This is a genomic window from Thalassococcus sp. (genome assembly GCF_982780845.1).
This window is the reverse complement of sequence record NZ_CEYADA010000022.1, coordinates 1-18,638: the sequence shown is the minus strand read 5'-3', so window position 1 is coordinate 18,638 and position 18,638 is coordinate 1. Positions and strand designations below refer to the sequence as shown.

Here is an 18,638-nt window from a genome sequence, read left to right as displayed (position 1 = left end):
CCCTTACCGGCTCAGGAAGACTTGGGACTCGGGATCACCCGCCACCGCTTCTGCCATGGATGCCTCGACCAGAACCGCCGCCTGCGTCCGGTTCTGTACCCCCAACCGGCGCAACAGCGCGGTGATGTGGGCTTTGACCGTCGCTTCGGCAAGGTTCAACTCATAGGCAATCTGTTTGTTCGGCTTGCCCGCACAGATCAGCTTCATGATCCGCGCCTGCTGCGGCGTCAGTTCGGAAATCTTCGACTGATCCTTACGGCACATCTCGTCGGATGCGGGCGCCGCTGCGGCTGTCTGATAGCTTTTGGGCACAAACTTGCGCCCCGTGCTCACGTCAAACAACGCCGATTTCAGCACCTGCGCCGAGGCGTCCTTGGGCAGGAAACCCGCAGCACCCTTATCCATCAGCGCCGCCACAATCTCGACCGACGTCAGCGACGAGATCACCAGAATAGGCGTGTCCGGCACGCGGTCGCGCAGGCTTTCAAAGCCCGAGATACCGTTCACATCCGGCAATTTCAGATCGAACATCACCAGATCGGGGACAAAGCCCTTATCCAGCAAGCTCAGTGTGTCGCCCAAAGTCTGACGTGCCTCGATCGTGCAGTTCGGAAAAACCAACCGCAACGCCGCCGATAATGCATCGCTATACAAGGGGTGATCATCGACAATCACAACAGACCGGATACGTCCCGGAGCCTGTTCCAGATTTTCATGCTTCATTTCCCCAATCCTCCCAGAAGCGAGACTACAGTCCGAATCGGTGCTGTGGCAACAACGGCTTAGTCAGAATCTTTAAAACGCGGAAACCGGCGCATCCCGAAGGCTGCGCCGGTTCCTCACCAGGGTTCTCTTACTTCAGCGCACCCGACGTTTTTGCCACATGCGTCGCAATCGCATCCATCAGCGGCGGCGACAGGCAATCGTAGGGCTCCAGCCCCAGCTCTTTCAGACGCGCACGAATGTCCCCCATCCGTTCGGGCGCGACCCCGGATTCAATGATCGACGACACGAAGGCCGCGAATTCAGGCGCGGACCAACCCGACGCCGAGCTCAGTTCGGTATGAACAAAATCCAGACCGTGGAATGGATGACCCGTGTTTTCGATCCGGCCATACATGTGAACACCGCAGTCCTTGCAGGCATGACGCTGGATCGCCGCCGCTTCGTCAACGATGGCCAGCTTGTCGGCGTTTTCTGTGACGGTGACGTTGTCACGGCCCACAACGGCGATCTGGCTGAATACCGCGCCCGCGGGCTTCCAGCACTTTGTGCAACCGCAAACGTGGTTGTGCGCGGTTTGCGCCGACACTTCTACAACCACCGGGTTCGAAGAACATTTACATTTCAGCGTACCACCCGCGAAATTCGCGGATCCTGGCGGAATGCCGTTATCTACACTGGGGTGAATTTTGATATGCGTATATTGCGGAGCAGCGGATGCAGAAGAATCCCCCCCTCCGAAAAGGTTGGATAGAAATCCCATTTCAGACGTCCTCCCTAAGGACACGAGTTAAGTCGTGATTATTATTTTTAGTGGTGACAGCCTGCGCGCCCTTTGGGATTCGGGCAATTCAACCAATAGTATCGACTTTAGTGCCATACTCGGCTCTGTTTTTCGCCCTAAGCCGCGCTCAGAAACCTGCGGACAAATCCCTCTGGCACCTGTCCACCATACCCTTTGGAAAACAACAGATCGTCCAGTTCTGACAGCCGCGCCCGTCTAGTTGCACCGGCCCCGTCGCGCCGGATTAGGGCCTGTGCGGCACGGCGCAACGCCACGCCATCGCCTGCGCGCTCGGCCCGTTTCAGATCGCGCACAAGCGGGTCGAACATGGGCCAACGTCGGATCGCATCGGGGCTGAAACGACGCCCCATCAGCATCACCACCAGCCCAAGAACGGCCCCCACTCCGAAGACCGCCATAACCGGCAGACTGCCAAGGCGCGCAGGTTCCGCGACGATGGGCGGCGTGTCCAACTCGCTTTCCAGATAGGCCACACGTTGCGGCGAAATCACCGCCTTGCGCGGCACACGGTTCACCGTGTCGAAATAGTCGAATTCTATCGGTTCCAGAATGGCCGAGGTCGTGTTGGTCGGCCTGATCGTCCAGCGCCAGAAAGCCACCGACACAGGGCCATAGGGGGACAATTCGACAATGCGTTTTTCCGGATGTGGAAAGATCATCGCAGACGGTGATTTCAGCTCGGGCATCGGCGGGATCATATCGGGGCCAACGCCAATCGCTTCGACCCTGATTATGCGCAAAACCCCTTCGCCCTCGACCAGTTGATCGGGCGAGTTTGACCAGTTGTCGCCAACCTCCAACCGACGCACAGGGAACCACCAACCGCCATCGGGCACTTCGGGGGCCTGTTCGACCTTGATGGTGAAAGGTTCGGACTGGATGTCATGGGCGAACCAATCATCGCCTTCATCGGTCAGCGTCAGATGATGGATAAACGGCCCGATCTCGATCTCGCCTGCGCGGTCCGGATACAGCGCCATGCGCCGTTTGAATTTCTTGACCTTCTTTCCGGCCTCGGTGTCGTCGTACCAGAAATCCGCGCCCAACTGCATCCAGTTGAAGCCCGACAGATCAGGCTGTTCCAGCTTTTCCAAGGTGATGTGCCGCCGGTACACGCCTTCGATCGTAATCAGGATCATCTCTTGGGTGTAGGGCGTGACCTCAGCGTTTTCGACGGTCACGGTCAGTTCCGCATCGGTTGGCAAAACGGTGCTGGATTGCGCAAAGGCAACCGAAGTCCAGAACAACCAAGCGATCAGCCACCTCATCGCGGATCCTCCGGATCGGGCGGTGTTAGACCCGCTTTGCGGCGACGTTTGTATTCATGTTTGATCCGCTCTTTCAGGTAGGCGCCCGGCACGTCCTCAAGTGTGGCCAACCAGCGGTCATTGGCCACGACAAACTTGTCATCAAACACCCGCCGCACGCCCGACGTTTCGGCCCATGTCGTCAACTCCGGTAAGCCAAACAAGGTGCCCGCGTTTGTGGTGTCTGTCCCCTGCCCTGCGGCCCGCGCACTACCTTGCGCCACAGGCCCCCGCACCTCGGGCCCGTCTTTGTCGCGTGTCGTCACCCATGACAGCGGCGCGTCGGCGTCGACCGCCAGACCGGCGTAGTAGGCAGACACCAGATCAAAATTGGTCGACGCATCTGCATGCCCGCGCATCCGGTCGATGTCATAGGCCTCAAGCGCGGCGGCGTGATTGCCGCGATGCACCTCGGCATTCCCCAAGTTGAAGAACGCCCGCGCCTCGCGGAAGGACGCGGCGGCACTGTCCATATCGCCCGCCCGATACTGCGCCACGCCGCGCCAATAGGGGTCTTGAAACACCTGCGCCGCAACCCCGTGCAGCCCGACAGACATTAGCACACGCCCGAACGGCTGCGCCCCACCGATCAGCACCGCAGCGCCCGCGCAAAGAACCGTCAGGATCAGCAATACCCGCGCCATCACGTCACCGCCCTTCGCCGGAACAACAGCATCGCGGGGATCAGCACCAACACCAGCAACCAGCGCCCGTAGTCCGACCAGAACAGCAGCGGATAGTCCTGCTGCTCCAACCGCTCCCGCGCCGATGTACGCATCCACTCTGACAAAGCGTCAGTCTGATCCAGGGTAAACACCCGCCCCCCGCCGATCTGCACAAGCGTCTCGATTCCAGCCGTAGGCGCCTCGAGCGAGATCACCGACAGCCGCGCCCCCCGCGCGGCAATCGCCTCGGCCTCGGCAAAAGCGCGCGGCGTCAGGCCTGCGCCATCGGTCATCATGATGACATCGCCCGCTAGTATCTCGGCCTCTTGCTGAATACGCCGCGCCAGCGCCAGCCCCCGTTCAGGCCGCGATCCCGGATCAGGCATCGTATCGCGATCCACCACCGAAAGCGTCTGCCCCAACTGCCGCACATCACCAGTGATATCCGTCGCCACATAGGCATCGCCCCCATAGACGACCAACCCCGCAGGCCGCGACCCCAGCGATGCAATCCCGAACCGCCCCATGGTCAGCATCTGCGGCCAGCGCGGGCTATCCACCACCGACGATGACGCGTCCAGCACAAACACCACCCCGTCCAGATTGCGAAACGCCACCGCGTCGCGCCTTTCCACTGCCGGCCCCGCCAAAGCGATGATCAACAACACCGCGCCGATGATCGCGCCCTTAGCAATCCGCCCGCCGTGTCCTGCATCAACCCGCCCCATCGCGGCCAAGGCCTGCATCAGCTGCGGATCAACGACGGCCTCCCAATCGCCCGCACCACCGCGACGACGCGCCATGACCCAAACCAGAGCCGCCAACGGCACCAAAGCCAGCAACCACCAAGGGCGCAGCAGGGTGATATCCGACAACCCGATCATGCCTCCTGCCTCCAGACCATGATCAGGGACAACATCAGCGCAATCGCGGCGGGATAGAGCCAGAATTCACGGAACACCTCGGCCGCCAGACCATCGCTGTCATTCGCCTCAAGCTTATCCAAAGCGTCCGCCACGGCGACCAGATCCTCGGTCGTTTTCACACGGAAACTGGTGCCGCCGGACAGATCCGAAATCGCGCGTAATGTGGCCGCATCCACCACCCCGCGCTCGCCCTCTTCCGCCGTGGTCAGATCCTTCGGGCCCATGGCGATGGTGTGCACCCGCACCCCCAGTTTCGCCGCCAGTTCTGCCACCCCCCTCGGGTTCGTGGCGCCTGCGTTGCTGACCCCGTCTGACAGCAGGATCACGACCTTGGTCGCCGCATCGCTCTGCGCCATGCGTTTCAACGCCAAGCCCAAGGCATCCGACACATTCGTCGCCCGCCCCGATATGCCGATCACGGCGGTTTCGATCCGGCGCGCGATGGCCTCGGTGTCATAGGAAAACGGCGCGGCGTAATAGGCATCAGACCCGAAGACGATCAGCGCGACACGGTCGCCTCCACGGCCACGGGCGAAATCCGCACCAACACGCTGCACCGCCTCAAGCCGCGTGATCTGTTCGCCGTCCAGATAGAAATCGTCGCGCACCATCGACCCCGACAAATCCAGCGCAATCGCCAGATCGCGGCCCGACACCTTTAGCGCCGGAATAGGCTCTAGTTGCCGTGGTCCGGTCAGCGCCAGAACCAGCAAAACCCAGATCACCCAAGGCAGGCTGCGCGACACCCGCCGCGCCATGCTGCCGCCCTGTCCGCCTTGCGCCAGCAATGCCGTGCCCACCGTGTCAGGAACAGCCAAGGCCGCGCCCCGTTCCACCCGCACCGGCAAGAACCGCATTAGGATCAGCGGCAGCGGCAACAGGATCAGCGCCCAGGGTGTGGCCAGCTCAAGCATGATCGCGCAACTCCTGCTCGATCAACTCAGGCGCAGGAATACCGCCCTTTTGATAAATCCGCTTTGACAGAGCATGATATCGCTCGGGCGACGCGTCTTTCAGCAGGTGCAACAACGCCACTTGCTGCGCATCAGACGGCAGATCACGCGCGGCAATCACGCGATCGTTCAACGTCACGGGTCGCACCCCTTTGGGCCGCATGGAAAAGGCCCGCAGAATACCCCCGATGATCAGCGCAAAACCCAACCCCATCGCCAAGGCCGCCATCATCTGGGCAATACCCCCGCCCGCAATCTCGGGCGGCAGGTGGATATCGCGCAGACCCTGCAACAACGCCTCTTGGCTGATGGCCCTGTCCGCCATGCCCTAATCCCCCCGATCCGGCGGGAAGGCCGCAGCGATCAACCGCGCGGTGGCGTCAGGGGCTTGGCCTGCATCAATGGTCAGAACCGGCTGGCCTGCGATCTGATCCGAAACAGTCTCTGATCTGGCCCCGCGCACCGTCGCACGGGTGCGCGTGCCGTCGCTCAGAACGATGGGATAGGACCCGTCCGGCAGGCTCTGCGCCGCCTGATCCACCACCCGCAAACAGCGCAGGCTGCGGCGTTCGGACAGTTCATCAATCCGGTCCTGAAACCCCTCGCCCAGACTGTCATAGCCCGAGGCCAGAATAATTTCGGACCCGCGCGGTGAAATACGTTCCAACCGCGCAAGGCCCGTGGCCAGATCGGGGTCGTGCCTAACCCCCGACAGGGCCAATTCCAAAGCCGCATCATGGGCGCGGATCATGCCGCCGATGACATCAAGCATTCCACGCGCGCGCCCACGGGCCGGAACAACAACAGACATCCCTGCCCCTAGGGCCAGCAACCCCACACGACCGCCCTCTTCGACAATGCGCCAGCCCACCAGCGCCAAAGCCTCGGCCGCCGCGACAGAGCGGAATGCGCGCCGCGTGCCCCACAACATCGAAGGCCGGAAATCGGCAACAAGGATCGACACGCGATCCCGTTCTTCCTGAAACCGTCGCACATGCAGGGTGCCGGTCCGCGCCGTGGTGCCGCGATCCAGATGGCGGATATCATCGCCCGCCACATATTCGCGCACGTCCGCCACGTCCTGCCCGTGACCTTTGCGTTTCGTGACGAATCCACCCGGAAGCGCAGCCAGCGGGATATCCAGCGTTTTCATCAATGCCGCGCGGCGCAGCCCGATCAGCGCCTCGGCCCGAAGCGCAACGCCGGGGGCCTGAAGCGCATCGCTCACAGCGGTTCGACCTGTTTCAGAACATCCGCAATCAGCGCCCGCGCTGTGCGCCCCTCGGCCACGGCGCGCCATGTCAGCACGATCCGGTGCGCCAGCGCATCACTCGCCACAGCCTCCACATCCTCGGGCAGTGCATGGTCGCGCCCGTGCAAATACGCCCGCGCCTTGGCCGCCGCCGCAAGCGCCAGCGTGCCCCGCGGCGATACCGCATGTTCGATTTCATCCTTGAACGGTGCCACCCGCGTCGCCGTCACAAGGCGCACGATGTAGTCCTTCAATGCGGGCGACAGATGCACCGCCATCGCCTGTTTCCGCGCGTCTCGAACCTCGGCCAAAGGCACCGGTTCTGGGTGGGTCACACCCGACACGGCCTCCGCCTCGACCAGATCAAGGATGCGCCGCTCGGTATCCGGATCAGGCAGGGTTAGAACCACATGCATCAGGAAGCGGTCCAACTGCGCCTCAGGCAGCGGGAAGGTGCCGTCGTGTTCGATCGGGTTCTGCGTGGCGACCACCAGAAACGGGTCCGGCAGTGGGTGCGTTTCATTTCCCGCCGTCACCTGCCCTTCGGCCATCGCCTCAAGCAAAGCCGACTGCACCTTTGGCGGCGCGCGGTTGATTTCATCGACCAGAACAAGGTTGTGAAACACCGGCCCTTTGACAAACTCGAAGGTCCCGTCCTGCGGCCGATACACAGGCGTCCCCGTCAGATCCGCCGGCATCAGATCAGGCGTACACTGGATCCGTGCAAACGTGCCTTCCATCGCCTCGGCCAGCCATTTCACCGCCCGCGTCTTAGCCAACCCCGGCGCGCCTTCGACCAACAGATGCCCGCCAGCCAGCACCCCGATCAACAGCCGTTCGACAAGAACCTGATGCCCGACCAGCCCGTCTTCCAGATGCGCGGCAAGGCGACCGACGCCCACCGGCGCGGCCTGAATCGTCTGGTCCATGGTTCCTCCCTTCGTGCGAAGTGCGCACGTTTATCCGGAAAGCCTAGCGGCAATCCTGAAACCCACAAACACCGCAGAAGGTATTAGCGATCACAATCAGTCGAACGGCCCGCGGCATTCAGGGTCCAGAATGGCCTGAAAGCGCCCATCTGCAACAACCCGTTCAGCGCGCTGCCAAAGATCGTCATACCGCGCATCGATAAAATCCAGAAACGCATCCTCGTTCGTCTGCTGAACAGGCGCATCCGCCACCGCATGCAACATGAACACATCAAATGGACACAGCCCGCGCGGGTTCGACCGCACCAAGGCCTCCATGAACGGCTCTGAATCCCACGGCAGATAGCGCAGATCGACGGGATATTCCTCAAGCTTCGACACAAACGCCGCCTCGCGATCGAAATGCAGGATATCCATGCCAAAGGTGAAGGACTGGAACAGCTCCTCGATCAGGATCGAGCGGTAGAAATCCCGCTCCATATCACTCAGCTCATCACGGCGGGGCTGTTTGACCATCACATGGGTGCCCTGCCCCTTGCGGCCAAAGAAGGTTTGCGCCATCGCGGGCGATCCAGCTGAATACTGCCGCCCCTGCGGCAGGCCGAAATCGTGAATTTCGTTCATCCACATCAAGTCGTCGGTCAAAGCAGACCCCGGAGGTCTGCCGGAATAGAGACGAATAACCACCGTCCGCCCCGCCCCGCATTGCCGGGCCGACACACCAGCATAGCGCATGGGCAACGGCTTGCCCGTGACCTCGGCCATCAAGGTCCGGAATGCATTCAGGCTGGCGCGGGTTTCCAGATGCGGCCGTTCGCCCACCAGACAGATCGACGCCCCCAACAATGTCTGCCCGTTGATCCGCACAGGGATCGACATATCGCGCCCGATCATCGTGGTGCGCAGTTGATAGATCCAGCCTTTACGCGCGATATCCAAGAACGCCGCACGGTCCGGCGTGGCCCAGGACAGGCCCGAAAGACATGTCAGAATGAACGCCAGAAAGGCGGTGCGCAGAACCATCTTGGACCCTCCTTTCGCCACGAACTAGCGCGCAGGTCTTTATGCGTCCAATAACGGTTACGTTGCGCCCTGACTTAGGCTTCAGGAAACAGCACGGCGACGCGGGACACATCCACATCAAGGCTACGTACCGCCCGTTCGATTTTCCGCAGAAGATGCGTTTGCACATAAGACGCGTGGAACCGTGACGGGGCCATCAGCATCATCACTTCGCCGCGTGTGTCGTGATGGGTCAGCGGCGCAATCCATGCGCCATAACTTTGCGGATCATCCCCATGCAGCATCCCTGCGGCCAGCGCCCACGGATCGCCCGAGGACACATCCGGCGCAGGAACAGATTTCGCACCCGGAAAGGCGACGATGGCCCCCTGCCCTGTCGCAGGCTGCGGCGCGTCGGTTTCCAAAGAAAGCCGAGCCTCGAAGTCCGGCCCGACATTGGCCCATGCCACACGGGTGTCATCCAGTATCCGGTCAAGCATCATCCGGTAGGTCGTGATCCGTCCACGGGCCCCTGCCCGTTTCACTTCGATCCAGCCCATCGCCTTCAGCTTGGCCATCTCGCGTTTGACGGTTCGTTCGTCCACACACCAAAGCCGCGCCATCTCGACCCGACCAACAATCAGTTCGTCGTTGCGCCAGTTGTACCGTGCCGTGATCAGGGTCATCAGCCGCAACGTCAGTCGTTGGGCGGATTTGTCCTGAGACAGCGCAAGCGCACCAAGGGCGGTAAGTATGTCGTATTTCCGTGATGCCGCATTGCGACCCACGGGATGGGTGACGGCCATCTGCTCGGTCCTCGTTTCATGTCGGGACTATGATTGTCCCGTTGCTGCCTCAGTTCGTTTTCTGCGGTTCTATGCCGCTTTGTCGGTCTTCATACCGCATTGAGATGAAAACTCAACGCTTATCGCCAACTTGATCTGATTTGCGTCCGGAAGTTCGATTCTGTCAAGCGTTTTGCCATCTGCGATCAAACCCTAATCAAATTTTTAAAAAGAAAATCGGTATTATTGGTATAGGGGGACATCCTGTGTGTCCCCTTATTTGGCCAAAATGTCCCCCTAAATGTGGATTTTGCCCCAAACCTGTCCCCAAAATATTGGTTCAGTTTCAAGACCCTCCTGCCCCCATCTCTCCGAATCGCCAGAATCGGTTCAACGCAGAAATCCTTCGGGAAAAAGGCCGAAAAAACCTGTTTTTTATACAATATTGGGTTTTGCCAAATTCCGCAAATCATCGTAAATTCCGTTTTACAAAGAAATAGCGTCCCCAAAAAAGGTGGAAATGTGAGTTATACACACGAAGATCTGGCAGAGTTGCAGGCAAAGTCACTTAAGATGCAGGGTCACATCCGGCGTCAAACCTTCTCACCCGAGATGGAGAAAAGCCTTCGGAGGTTCTCAAGCTGGGAGGTGTCCGAGCTTATCTTTAAGGTGAACCAGTCCACATTCCGTGGCCGTCTGGCCGCCGACCCCTCCCTCCCCTCTGGCGAGGTTGAAGAAGACGGTCGTCAGCGTTGGTACACGCTGGACGAAATCAACGAGATCCGTCGCCGCATGAAGGTGAACCGCCGGTCGCTCATGCCGAAACGCCCCGCCAACAAGCGCGCCTTCCGCGCCGCGATCGCCAACTTCAAAGGTGGCGCTGGCAAGTCAACTGTTGCTTTGCATTTTGCCCACGCCGCAGCCCTTGATGGTTACCGCGTTCTGGTCGTCGACTTTGACCCGCAGGCAACGCTGTCCCATTCCATGGGTCTGAACGATGTGGCCGAAGACTATACGGTCTGGGGCATCATGGCCCGCGACCTGATCCGCGAAACCGACCGGATGAACAGCGCTTCTGTTGCGGCGGAATCCGGCGTACAGCTTCCGACCCGCAAACTGCCGGACTCGATCCGTGACATGGGTCTGGGTGAGCTTCGGAACACCGACTTCATCAAGCCCACAGCCTGGAGCGCGATTGATATTGTCCCCTCTTGCGCCAACGCGGCCTTCGTCGAATTCGCCTCGGCCCAGTACCGTCACCTGAACCCCGAATGGTCGTTCTTCGCCGCCGTGTCCCGCTACTTGGACAGCATTCCGGCCGACGCCTATGATCTCGTGATCTTCGACTGTCCGCCGGCAATCGGCTACCAAAGCATGAACGCAGTGTTCGCCGCCGACATGCTTTATATACCCTCCGGCCCCGGCTACTGGGAATACGACTCAACCACCTCCTTCATCGGCCAGCTGGCCGAAGCGCTCGAAGACCTCTCCCACGGGTTCCCCGCGGGGAACCTGAAGTTGCCCAAGGTGTTCACCGACATCCGTTTCCTGATGACCCGGTATGAACCCGGCAACGATCTGCACCGTGCGATGTTTGATGCTTTCAGAAAGGTTTTTGAGGGTCACGTCGCCGAATACCCGATCGAGATGACTCGCGCGGTTGAGCAGTCGGGGCGCTTCCTGTCTTCGGTCTACGAGATCGACTACCGCGATATGACACGGGAAACGTGGCGACGCGCGCGGGCGACGTTTGATCAGGCGTACGAAGAATTCCGCGACACCATCCTGAAAGCGTGGGATCAGTTGGAGGATGAGGTATGAGCAAGAAGCGTAGAGTTTTTGACATCGACCTGCCCGTCGACGACACGCCGACCCCCGCTGTTGCGCCCTCACGTGAGGCTAAGGTGGATGCGCGGCGTGGGCCTATGGCGGCGGCGGTGCGGGAGACGGCAGACTCGTTAAACTCCCGTGCAGAGATCGAACAGAAAATCCGCGAGGAAAACGACCGTCTGGCGCATGAACACGTGCGGCTGAAAAAGGCGGGGTTGATCACCGATCTGGTGCCGCTTGGCAAGATCCGCGTCAGCAAGCTGATCCGCGACCGTCTGAGCGAAGGCGATGATCTGACCGAGTTGAAAGAGTCGATCCGCGCGATTGGTCTGTCGAACCCGATCCAGCTGGAAGAAACCGATGATGGTTATTTCGAACTGGTGCAGGGCTTCCGCCGCCTGAGCGCTTGGCGCGAGATGAAGGACGAAACGGGCGACACGGAAAAGTGGGGCCATATCCCCGCGACGATCATTGCCAAGGGCGAGGCGCTGGAGCGTTTGTATCGCCGCATGGTTGACGAGAACCTTGTGCGTCGTGACATTTCCTTTGGCGAAATGGCCGTCCTTGCGCGGGACTATGCGCATGATCCCGAGACCGAAGCGAAGGACGTCGATGAGGCGGTTTCGGTTCTGTATGAATCCGCCAACAAGCAGAAGCGCAGCTATGTCCGCGCCTTCGCGAAGCTGTTGGAGTATCTGCAGGGCGCTGTTCTGTACCCGCAGATCATTCCGCGTGCTTTGGGCCTGGAGCTTCGCAAGCTGATCGAAGAGGGCTTGGTTTTGCCTGAGACGGTGATTGCACGTATCAAGGCGGTGCCAGCGCCCAGATCGCCTGAGGACGAACTGGCGGTTCTGCAGAGCTTTGTCAGCGCGGCGAAACCTGCCGCACCAAAGACCGCCAAGGAACAGAAGCCGCGCGTTGCGAAAACCACGTTCCGTCTTGAGCGGAGCAGGGGTGCCGCCAAGGTGACGGCGTCGCAAGGGCGGTTGGAGGTTCTGCTGGATTGCGACTTCTCGGCCAAGGATCGCCATGCGCTTGAGCAGGCGCTGGCAGAGTTTCTTACCAAGTTGGAAGAGTAGCGTTCCCCGCGGGGAACCATTGTTAACCCGCCTGTGGGTGGTGCGAGTGAGGGGCCGAAGGGCCCCTTTTTCTTTGGCCGCTATAGAGCCTGATATCAGACGTAATAGAGCCTATGTAAGCAGTTGGAGGGGTAGGGCGCGGCGTAGCCAGAGTTGGGCTGTGTTAGAGACTGTTTTGTGATAGGTTAGAGCCTAATCAGGCACGAAAAAGGCCGCAGAAGCGATTCTGCGGCGTCGGTATTTTATGGCTGATGAAAGTGATCAGAGTGCGAAAGGCCAGCGTCGATAATAGGGCAGGGGCCCCTTATTCCGCCGGCTCAGATTCCTTGCCTGGTGCTACGCGGTAGACCAAAGGCGCGTCTGCCACAGCGGCATGTGCGTCTGCCTGTTGCTGAAGCGCGCCGTGGTGGGGCGACTTGATGCAGACCGGATCGGTGGCCGAGGCGTCGCCCACAATCGCCATTGCTTGACACCGACAGCCGCCGAAATCGACGGTCTTGCGTTCGCAGCTTTGGCAGGGTTCAGACATCCAATCTGTGCCGCGGTATGCTTGGAACGCGCTATTGTCGTACCAGATGTCGGACAGCGATTTATGCCGCACGTTGTCGAATTGCAGGTGGGGGATGGTTTCTGCCGCGTGACAGGGCAGTACCTTGCCATCAGGGGCCACGTTAAGCCCTGTGGTGCCCCAGCCGCCCATACAGCGCTTGGGGAAGTCTGAATGGTAGTCAGCAGGCACGTAGTCGATCACCAGCGTGCCTTTGAGCGCTGCGCGGGCCTCGGACACGATACGGTCGGCTTCACGCGCCTGTTCGCGCGTGGGCATTAGCGTATCGCGGTTCTTAAGCGCCCAGCCGTGGAACTGTACGGTGGCGACCTCGATCCGGCGTGCGCCCATCTCGACCGCCATTTCCAGCGCGCGGGGCAGTTGGTGCAGATTGCGACGATGCAGGACGGCGTTGAGTGTCAGGGGGAAGCCGATGTCGGCGATCCATTCAGCGACCTTCATCTTGCGATCAAAGCCGCCTTTGTAGCCACCGATCTGGTCGGCCATGGGTGCGTCGGTTCCCTGCAGGGAAAGCTGGATGTGATCCAGTCCGGCGTCGTCCAGCGCCTTGAGGCGGCGTTCGGTCAGACCGATGCCCGAGGTGATCAGGTTGGTATAAAGCCCTGCATCGCGCGCCGAGGTGACCAGTGTCTCCAGATCACGGCGCGAGGCGGGTTCGCCGCCCGACAGATGCAGTTGCAAGACACCCAGTTCGCCAGCCTGTTTGAACACCGATTGCCACGTTTCCGTGTCGAGTTCCGAGTTGATCCGCGTCAGTTCGACGGGGTTGGAACAGTAGGGGCAGGAGAGCGGGCAGCGATGGGTCAGTTCGGCCAGCATCGCGATGGGCGGGCGGATTGCGGAACGGTCAAGGGCCATCACTGTACCTCGAGAAAGCGGCGGTCGCGCAGCGCCTTCAGAAAGCCCGCGCTGTCCTGCACGATCTGATCCTTGGGCGCGTTGTATTTGGCGGCAAGGTCGTCGGTGATCTGGCCAAAGCTGCGGGTGCCGTCGAGTTCGGACAGGATCGCCTGACCCACCTGATCGAGCGTGATGGCGCGTTCAGGGGCCAGCAGGACCCATGTGTCGCGGACCTTGTCGAAATGCAGGCGGACGCCGCGGGGCAGGTAGGGGATCGCGTCAAGCTCCATCAGGCGGCCTTGGCGTTGGCCATGCCCTGACCGGGCTGCCATGCGCCCGGTGGGATGCGGCCGGGTTCGACGTAGGCCGAATGGAGGGCATCAAGCTGCGACCAGAGAACATCTGTCTTAAATATCAATGCGTTAGCAGCCATATCCTGCTTTTCCTGCGTGTCCGCATGGTCCAGAACCCATTTCAGGCCGAATGCCACGTCTTTGGGGGCCTCTTTCAGGCGGTTCTGGAAGTAGGAGAGCGAGCTGTCGTCGGCGAAGTCGTAGTTTTTCAGGAGGCCCTGAATGCGATCGGCGTGGATCTTGGGCGCGAAGAGTTCGGTCAAGGAAGCGGCGACGGCCTCGAGCAGGGTTTTGTCGCGGACAAAGCGGACGTAGGCGTCGACGGCGAATTTGGTGGCGGGCATGACGCCTTCGGTCGAGGCGACGTAGTCGGGATCAAGGCCCACGGCCTCGGCCAGTTTGAGCCAGCGCTTGATGCCGCCGGGATTCGTGTCTGTTCCGTCGTGATCTTCGATCCGCGAGCGCCACGCGCGGCGCAGGTCGGGGCTTTCGACGCGGGACATGAAGGCGGCGTCCTTCATCGGGATCGAGTGCTGGTAGTAGTAGCGGTTGATCACCCATGCGCGCACCTGATCGGGGGTGCAGCCACCGCCGTGCAGCAGGTGGTGGAAGGGGTGTTTGTCGTGGTAACGCTCGGCACCGATCTGGCGCAGGCGGGCTTCGAACTCTTCTCGGGTCTGGGTCATAGGGTGATCTCCATTCCGTCTTGGCCGATGATCCATCCGGCGGCCTCTGCTTCGGCTTTTTCGGCCGAGTCCGGACGCAGAACGGGGTTGGTATTGTTCATATGAACGTAGATTTTCTTGGCGATGTCCATATAGGCGAAACCGGCGATGGACCCGTCTTCGCCGGACATCGACATGTGGCCCATGCGTTTGCCGGTTTTCTGGCCCAGCCCTGCGCGGACCATTTCATCGTCGCGCCAAAGGGTGCCGTCAAAGAACAGCGTATCCGCGCCGGTCAGGCGGGCGCGCAGATCGTCGTTCAGGATCGCGCAGCCGGGGATGTAGTAGGCGGTGCGGCCATGGGCTGTCAGTTCGACACCAACCGTCTGTTCGCCGATCAGGTCGGTCTGGACCTCATCACCCTCAAGATAGAGCGGCACCTTGCCCGGAACGGCAAAGAGCGTCGCTGAGAGGCCCGGGGCGATTTCGCAGGGCTCGTCCAGCCGAATGGTGTTACGGGCCACCACAGAGGCGTTCAGGGCGGCGAAAATGGGGTTTTCGGCGATCACATCGTGGATGCCTTGGGTCGCATGCACCGTAAAGGGCTGCATTTCCCGCAATGTTAGCAGGCCTGCGACGTGGTCGATGTCGCCATTGGTCAGCAAAACGGACCGAAGCGGCATGTCACGGAGGCCGGTGGGATGCAGGGCAGGGGTGTCAGCCAGTTGCTGACGGATATCCGGTGACGCATTCAGAATGGCCCAGTCCGCACCATTGGCGGTGACAGCCAGAGAGCTTTGCGTCTGTGGGGGGATTGCGCCGGTTCGCGCCAGATTGCAGTTTTCGCAACCGCAATTCCATTGGGGAAGGCCGCCACCGGCAGCCGCCCCCAGAATGTGCGCGCGGAATGTCATAGTAACGCCTCCGCGCGCTGGAACTTAGAACAGTACGCCGTCTTCTTCCGGGCCGTACATGTTGATTTCCATGCCGCACTCGATTTCGCGGACTACGGGTTTATTCCATGCCATGGTCTTCTCCTCCAAATGTAAGTTGTCTTACTGGGGTATCCTGCGTCGGGCGTGGTTCTTATCCAATTCTTATTTTCTAAGAATGGCCTAGACCATGGTCGCATTTATTCGGGCGCGAAAACCGGGGGTAGGCCGTCGATGACAAAACCTTTCCCGCGCAAGGTTTTGATCTGAAAGCCGAATTTCTGCGGAAGGCCGATTTTCCGGCGTAGGTAGCCCAGATAGACATCTACGACGTTTTCACTGCCGTTGCCGTCGCCAGCCCAGAGTGCGTCAAAGATTTCGCCGCGCGAAAGCACCTTATCGGCGTTTTCTAAGAAGAGCCTAAGAAGGTCATATTCCCGTTCTGTCAGAATGGCCGACTCGGACCCCATCATCAGGCGGCGGGATTCGGTGCCCAGACGGGCAGGGGAGGGGCGTGCACTGGCGGCGCGTTTTTCCTGCACCTTCAGACGGGCGACCAGTTCGTCAAAGGAAAAGGGTTTGACGATGTAGTCATCTGCCCCGGCCTCAAGCCCCGCGGCACGGTCTTCGACCTCGGACATGGCGGACAGCATGAGGATGGGAAAACGATGCCCCGCCTCGCGCATAGAGCGGACCAGATCAAAACCGTTTTCCGACCCGATCATCACATCGACAATCGCGGCCCCCACCGTGGTGGTATCCAGCGTCTGCATCGCATCGGCGCAGCGATGAACGGCCACGGCCTGATAGCTGTGAATGGCCAACCCCCGACTAAGCGCCGAGGTGATTTCAGGGTCGTCATCGACCACGAGGATGGGTGGTTGGGTCGTCATGGGGGCAGTCTAGGGGTATTTCAGCACTCAGCGCGAGGCAGCCTTTGGTGGGTGCGAGGAGATACAACCATTTCGCGAAGTTGGTGTTACGTCGGCACGATGAGTTTTGTTATAAGCGGCGAGACAAAATCTTTGATGAGGTGGATATGATCAAGTTTGAAGACTTACTTACGCTTATTGGTTCTCGTCTTACTGTGCTTCTTATTTTTTTGGCATCTGCAGTGGTTTCCATAGCATTGAATAAATATGATCCAACGCTTTTCAAAGGCCTGCCAGCTTGGGTACTGCCAGCTTTGCGGTTGTTCGTGATTTTCAGCTCGGTCGCGCTCGTTACTGCGTTGTTTGGACCGGTCGTTAGTTTTCTGGAAAGAGTCTTCAGACTGATAGCAAAGCCTTATCGAGAAACGAGACTGCAAAAGGTGCCTCTAAACCTAAGTGTAGAGGAAATACTTATTCTCGGCATGGGCATTGTGGAGCAAATGCGCAAAATTCGATTACAGCAGAACCATGCTACGGTAATTTCTCCAGTCGACATAGGTTTGTCAGAAAAAGAGCCTTTTTCGTTAAATTCTGTCTCCATGGGCCATTACGATATTCCAAAGATTGTTTTTAGCTGCGCCCCCAATCCATCCCAGCGACCCGACTGTCTGCGTCAAAGCTGTCTGGGGGGAACTCTACGGCTGTGCGCGGGTGGTCGCAGAGGGCTTGGACTCCGTTGGCGCTGATGCGGATGCGCCATGTTTGGCGTTGGGTGGGTTTGGCGCGGGCGAAGGCGGTGCAGGTCAGCACGGCGACGTTAGCCCCACCGTCCGGATCGCGGACGGATCGGTAGCGGATGACTTCGGCCCCGATGTCGCGTGCGGTCTCGGCCAGTGTTTGGCAGGGGGCGTAGTCGGTCAGGTGTTCCCATGTGGCGGCGTCTTTCGCCAGTTCCCCTGAGGTCAGGTCAACGGCGGTTGCGGTTTTCACCGGAACGGCAAAGGCGGTGTAGTCGGCGGCGGTGTTGGGGAAGGGGGTGTCGGGGCTCTCGGCATAGAACAGTACGCGGTAGAAGGCCATTTCGGCCAGCGCGGTGTTCGGGTTTTCGGCCCCGTACCAGACCCCCGGCGTGATCCCTGCGCGGCGAAAGCGCGAGCCGTGGGGGTAGAGGCGGTAGCGGAAGGGCGTGGCCAGCAGGTAATCCAGATGGGCGCATTCCGAAGGCACGGGTGGTTTGGTGTCTTCGAGGATGTCTTCCAACAGTTCCTGTTCCGCCAGACTGTCGGTCAGTTTTAGGGTCGAGACGTGGTGCTGTGCCTCGACCAGACGCCATGCGGATTTGTTGTAGGGCTGCGCCTCAGACCGGAGCGCGTCGGGCGTCCAGATAGGTGCAGACATTGGTCAGGCCTTGGATAGAGGTGATCAGATCGACGGGGCGGCCGCCAAGTGCGGTGTTGTTGGCCCGCATCCACGCACGGGCGGCGGTTTCGTCGCCGCCCGTGATGGCATCAAGCGAACGGAAGGCGCGGACCAGCAGGGCGGCGAGTTCGAAGGCCTTGGTCTGTTCGTTCAGCGGCGCGGTGCCCTTTTTGAGACGCGAGATTTGGGGTTCCGACAGGCCCAGCACGGCAGCAAGGGTTTTGCCGCTGAGGTTCAACCGCTCGGCGCTGCGCAGCACGGCCTTGCCCAGAACGGTGCCGCGATCGGGCGTTTGGGTGGTTTGCGTGCGGAGCATGTGTGCTTTCCTGTGAAAGAAAAATGTATAAATCTTACGTAGGAAAGTATTGTTCTTCGCGTGATCGGTCAAGACCCGCCGCTAAATCGCCAAAGGCAGGGACAAAGTGACGGTCGTGCCGGGGTTGTCGCCAAGGGCCGTGTCGCGGGGTAGGGGGCTGTGGATGGTGATCTGGCCGCCCTGTTCCTCGATCACCCATTTCGCCAGCGCGAGGCCCACGCCGAAACCGGCGGCGCGAGTGGTGCCGGACCCTTGGGCGAAACGTTCGAAAATCTTGCCCTGATCGGCGGGGGCGATGCCTGGTCCGTTGTCGGTGATGTGGATGAGCGCGGTTGTGTCCGTGGCCTCGGCCCTCAGCGACAGATGCGTGCCGTCGGCGGCGTGGCGGATCGCGTTGCGGATCAGGCTGGCCATGAC

22 protein-coding genes are annotated in these 18,638 nt (G+C 60.4%); 2 read left to right on the top strand and 20 right to left on the bottom strand.

Annotated features, from left to right (window positions below):
• Positions 1-3: 3 nt before the first annotated feature.
• From AC4FIA_RS17345 to AC4FIA_RS17295, 11 genes are all read right to left on the bottom strand, one after another.
• Entirely contained in the window at positions 4-723 is a 720-nt protein-coding gene (locus AC4FIA_RS17345; protein ID WP_490366874.1) for a LuxR C-terminal-related transcriptional regulator, read from the bottom strand.
• Positions 724-853: 130 nt separating this feature from the next.
• Positions 854-1,486: an S-(hydroxymethyl)glutathione synthase gene (gene gfa, locus AC4FIA_RS17340; RefSeq protein WP_490366873.1), complete on the bottom strand. Its 633-nt coding sequence runs from the start codon at positions 1,484-1,486 to the stop codon at positions 854-856.
• A gap of 137 nt (positions 1,487-1,623) precedes the next feature.
• Positions 1,624-2,796, bottom strand: a complete 1,173-nt coding sequence (locus AC4FIA_RS17335; protein ID WP_490366872.1) for a hypothetical protein — start codon at positions 2,794-2,796, stop codon at positions 1,624-1,626.
• Entirely contained in the window at positions 2,793-3,479 is a 687-nt protein-coding gene (locus tag AC4FIA_RS17330) for a hypothetical protein (protein WP_490366871.1), read from the bottom strand. The genes AC4FIA_RS17335 and AC4FIA_RS17330 overlap by 4 nt, the downstream gene beginning before the upstream one ends.
• A complete protein-coding gene (locus tag AC4FIA_RS17325; protein ID WP_490366870.1) occupies positions 3,479-4,384 on the bottom strand; it encodes a vWA domain-containing protein in 906 nt (301 codons plus the stop codon). Before AC4FIA_RS17325 ends, AC4FIA_RS17330 begins: the two co-directional genes overlap by 1 nt.
• Positions 4,381-5,340, bottom strand: coding sequence for a VWA domain-containing protein (locus AC4FIA_RS17320; protein WP_490366869.1), 960 nt, complete (start codon positions 5,338-5,340; stop codon positions 4,381-4,383). Before AC4FIA_RS17320 ends, AC4FIA_RS17325 begins: the two co-directional genes overlap by 4 nt.
• Positions 5,333-5,704, bottom strand: coding sequence for a hypothetical protein (locus AC4FIA_RS17315; RefSeq protein ID WP_490366868.1), 372 nt, complete (start codon positions 5,702-5,704; stop codon positions 5,333-5,335). The genes AC4FIA_RS17320 and AC4FIA_RS17315 overlap by 8 nt, the downstream gene beginning before the upstream one ends.
• A 3-nt stretch (positions 5,705-5,707) precedes the next feature.
• On the bottom strand, positions 5,708-6,607 hold the full coding sequence (locus tag AC4FIA_RS17310; RefSeq protein ID WP_490366867.1) for a DUF58 domain-containing protein: 900 nt from the start codon (positions 6,605-6,607) through the stop codon (positions 5,708-5,710).
• A complete protein-coding gene (locus AC4FIA_RS17305; RefSeq protein WP_490366866.1) occupies positions 6,604-7,560 on the bottom strand; it encodes an AAA family ATPase in 957 nt (318 codons plus the stop codon). Before AC4FIA_RS17305 ends, AC4FIA_RS17310 begins: the two co-directional genes overlap by 4 nt.
• 96 nt (positions 7,561-7,656) lie before the next feature.
• Entirely contained in the window at positions 7,657-8,583 is a 927-nt protein-coding gene (locus tag AC4FIA_RS17300; RefSeq protein WP_490366865.1) for a hypothetical protein, read from the bottom strand.
• A 74-nt stretch (positions 8,584-8,657) separates the two neighbouring features.
• Positions 8,658-9,368 carry a DnaA N-terminal domain-containing protein gene (locus tag AC4FIA_RS17295; protein WP_490366864.1) on the bottom strand — a complete coding sequence of 237 codons (711 nt, stop codon included), beginning with the start codon at positions 9,366-9,368 and terminating at the stop codon, positions 8,658-8,660.
• 552 nt (positions 9,369-9,920) lie between these two features.
• On the opposite strand from AC4FIA_RS17295, the gene AC4FIA_RS17290 reads away from it, so the two are divergent.
• Complete coding sequence (locus AC4FIA_RS17290) at positions 9,921-11,168, top strand: AAA family ATPase (protein ID WP_490366883.1); 1,248 nt, start codon at positions 9,921-9,923, stop codon at positions 11,166-11,168.
• On the top strand, positions 11,165-12,256 hold the full coding sequence (locus tag AC4FIA_RS17285) for a ParB/RepB/Spo0J family partition protein (RefSeq protein ID WP_490366863.1): 1,092 nt from the start codon (positions 11,165-11,167) through the stop codon (positions 12,254-12,256). Before AC4FIA_RS17290 ends, AC4FIA_RS17285 begins: the two co-directional genes overlap by 4 nt.
• Positions 12,257-12,560: 304 nt before the next feature.
• On the opposite strand, the gene pqqE is transcribed toward AC4FIA_RS17285, so the two are convergent.
• The 9 genes from pqqE to AC4FIA_RS17240 form a co-directional block, all read right to left on the bottom strand.
• Positions 12,561-13,682, bottom strand: a complete 1,122-nt coding sequence (pqqE, locus tag AC4FIA_RS17280; protein ID WP_490366862.1) for a pyrroloquinoline quinone biosynthesis protein PqqE — start codon at positions 13,680-13,682, stop codon at positions 12,561-12,563.
• Entirely contained in the window at positions 13,682-13,954 is a 273-nt protein-coding gene (pqqD, locus tag AC4FIA_RS17275) for a pyrroloquinoline quinone biosynthesis peptide chaperone PqqD (protein ID WP_200813245.1), read from the bottom strand. Before pqqD ends, pqqE begins: the two co-directional genes overlap by 1 nt.
• Positions 13,954-14,703: a pyrroloquinoline-quinone synthase PqqC gene (pqqC, locus tag AC4FIA_RS17270; RefSeq protein WP_103911621.1), complete on the bottom strand. Its 750-nt coding sequence runs from the start codon at positions 14,701-14,703 to the stop codon at positions 13,954-13,956. Before pqqC ends, pqqD begins: the two co-directional genes overlap by 1 nt.
• Positions 14,700-15,596 (bottom strand): pyrroloquinoline quinone biosynthesis protein PqqB, encoded by an 897-nt coding sequence (pqqB, locus tag AC4FIA_RS17265; RefSeq protein WP_490366861.1) that lies wholly within the window; start codon positions 15,594-15,596, stop codon positions 14,700-14,702. The genes pqqC and pqqB overlap by 4 nt, the downstream gene beginning before the upstream one ends.
• Before the next feature lie 24 nt (positions 15,597-15,620).
• Positions 15,621-15,710 carry a pyrroloquinoline quinone precursor peptide PqqA gene (gene pqqA, locus AC4FIA_RS17260; protein ID WP_103911772.1) on the bottom strand — a complete coding sequence of 30 codons (90 nt, stop codon included), beginning with the start codon at positions 15,708-15,710 and terminating at the stop codon, positions 15,621-15,623.
• A 104-nt stretch (positions 15,711-15,814) separates the two neighbouring features.
• The gene (locus AC4FIA_RS17255; protein ID WP_490366860.1) at positions 15,815-16,507 is read right to left on the bottom strand and encodes a response regulator transcription factor; all 693 of its coding nucleotides are present in this window, start codon (positions 16,505-16,507) and stop codon (positions 15,815-15,817) included.
• A gap of 609 nt (positions 16,508-17,116) precedes the next feature.
• Positions 17,117-17,884, bottom strand: coding sequence for an RES family NAD+ phosphorylase (locus AC4FIA_RS17250; RefSeq protein WP_490366859.1), 768 nt, complete (start codon positions 17,882-17,884; stop codon positions 17,117-17,119).
• Positions 17,844-18,221 carry an antitoxin Xre/MbcA/ParS toxin-binding domain-containing protein gene (locus AC4FIA_RS17245; protein WP_490366858.1) on the bottom strand — a complete coding sequence of 126 codons (378 nt, stop codon included), beginning with the start codon at positions 18,219-18,221 and terminating at the stop codon, positions 17,844-17,846. The genes AC4FIA_RS17250 and AC4FIA_RS17245 overlap by 41 nt, the downstream gene beginning before the upstream one ends.
• An 81-nt stretch (positions 18,222-18,302) precedes the next feature.
• Positions 18,303-18,638 (bottom strand): sensor histidine kinase (locus AC4FIA_RS17240; protein ID WP_490366857.1); only part of this gene is annotated, 336 nt, incomplete at its 5' end.

Bases quoted from the DNA above. Each gene is read 5' to 3' on its own strand.
- AC4FIA_RS17345 (WP_490366874.1), bottom strand. From the start codon at position 723: ATGAAGCATGAAAATCTGGAACAGGCTCCGGGACGTATCCGGTCTGTT.
- gfa (WP_490366873.1), bottom strand. From the start codon at position 1,486: ATGGGATTTCTATCCAACCTTTTCGGAGGGGGGGATTCTTCTGCATCC.
- AC4FIA_RS17335 (WP_490366872.1), bottom strand. From the start codon at position 2,796: ATGAGGTGGCTGATCGCTTGGTTGTTCTGGACTTCGGTTGCCTTTGCG.
- AC4FIA_RS17330 (WP_490366871.1), bottom strand. From the start codon at position 3,479: ATGGCGCGGGTATTGCTGATCCTGACGGTTCTTTGCGCGGGCGCTGCG.
- AC4FIA_RS17325 (WP_490366870.1), bottom strand. From the start codon at position 4,384: ATGATCGGGTTGTCGGATATCACCCTGCTGCGCCCTTGGTGGTTGCTG.
- AC4FIA_RS17320 (WP_490366869.1), bottom strand. From the start codon at position 5,340: ATGCTTGAGCTGGCCACACCCTGGGCGCTGATCCTGTTGCCGCTGCCG.
- AC4FIA_RS17315 (WP_490366868.1), bottom strand. From the start codon at position 5,704: ATGGCGGACAGGGCCATCAGCCAAGAGGCGTTGTTGCAGGGTCTGCGC.
- AC4FIA_RS17305 (WP_490366866.1), bottom strand. From the start codon at position 7,560: ATGGACCAGACGATTCAGGCCGCGCCGGTGGGCGTCGGTCGCCTTGCC.
- AC4FIA_RS17300 (WP_490366865.1), bottom strand. From the start codon at position 8,583: ATGGTTCTGCGCACCGCCTTTCTGGCGTTCATTCTGACATGTCTTTCG.
- AC4FIA_RS17295 (WP_490366864.1), bottom strand. From the start codon at position 9,368: ATGGCCGTCACCCATCCCGTGGGTCGCAATGCGGCATCACGGAAATAC.
- AC4FIA_RS17290 (WP_490366883.1), top strand. From the start codon at position 9,921: ATGCAGGGTCACATCCGGCGTCAAACCTTCTCACCCGAGATGGAGAAA.
- AC4FIA_RS17285 (WP_490366863.1), top strand. From the start codon at position 11,165: ATGAGCAAGAAGCGTAGAGTTTTTGACATCGACCTGCCCGTCGACGAC.
- pqqE (WP_490366862.1), bottom strand. From the start codon at position 13,682: ATGGCCCTTGACCGTTCCGCAATCCGCCCGCCCATCGCGATGCTGGCC.
- pqqD (WP_200813245.1), bottom strand. From the start codon at position 13,954: ATGGAGCTTGACGCGATCCCCTACCTGCCCCGCGGCGTCCGCCTGCAT.
- pqqC (WP_103911621.1), bottom strand. From the start codon at position 14,703: ATGACCCAGACCCGAGAAGAGTTCGAAGCCCGCCTGCGCCAGATCGGT.
- pqqB (WP_490366861.1), bottom strand. From the start codon at position 15,596: ATGACATTCCGCGCGCACATTCTGGGGGCGGCTGCCGGTGGCGGCCTT.
- pqqA (WP_103911772.1), bottom strand. From the start codon at position 15,710: ATGGCATGGAATAAACCCGTAGTCCGCGAAATCGAGTGCGGCATGGAA.
- AC4FIA_RS17255 (WP_490366860.1), bottom strand. From the start codon at position 16,507: ATGACGACCCAACCACCCATCCTCGTGGTCGATGACGACCCTGAAATC.
- AC4FIA_RS17250 (WP_490366859.1), bottom strand. From the start codon at position 17,884: ATGTCTGCACCTATCTGGACGCCCGACGCGCTCCGGTCTGAGGCGCAG.
- AC4FIA_RS17245 (WP_490366858.1), bottom strand. From the start codon at position 18,221: ATGCTCCGCACGCAAACCACCCAAACGCCCGATCGCGGCACCGTTCTG.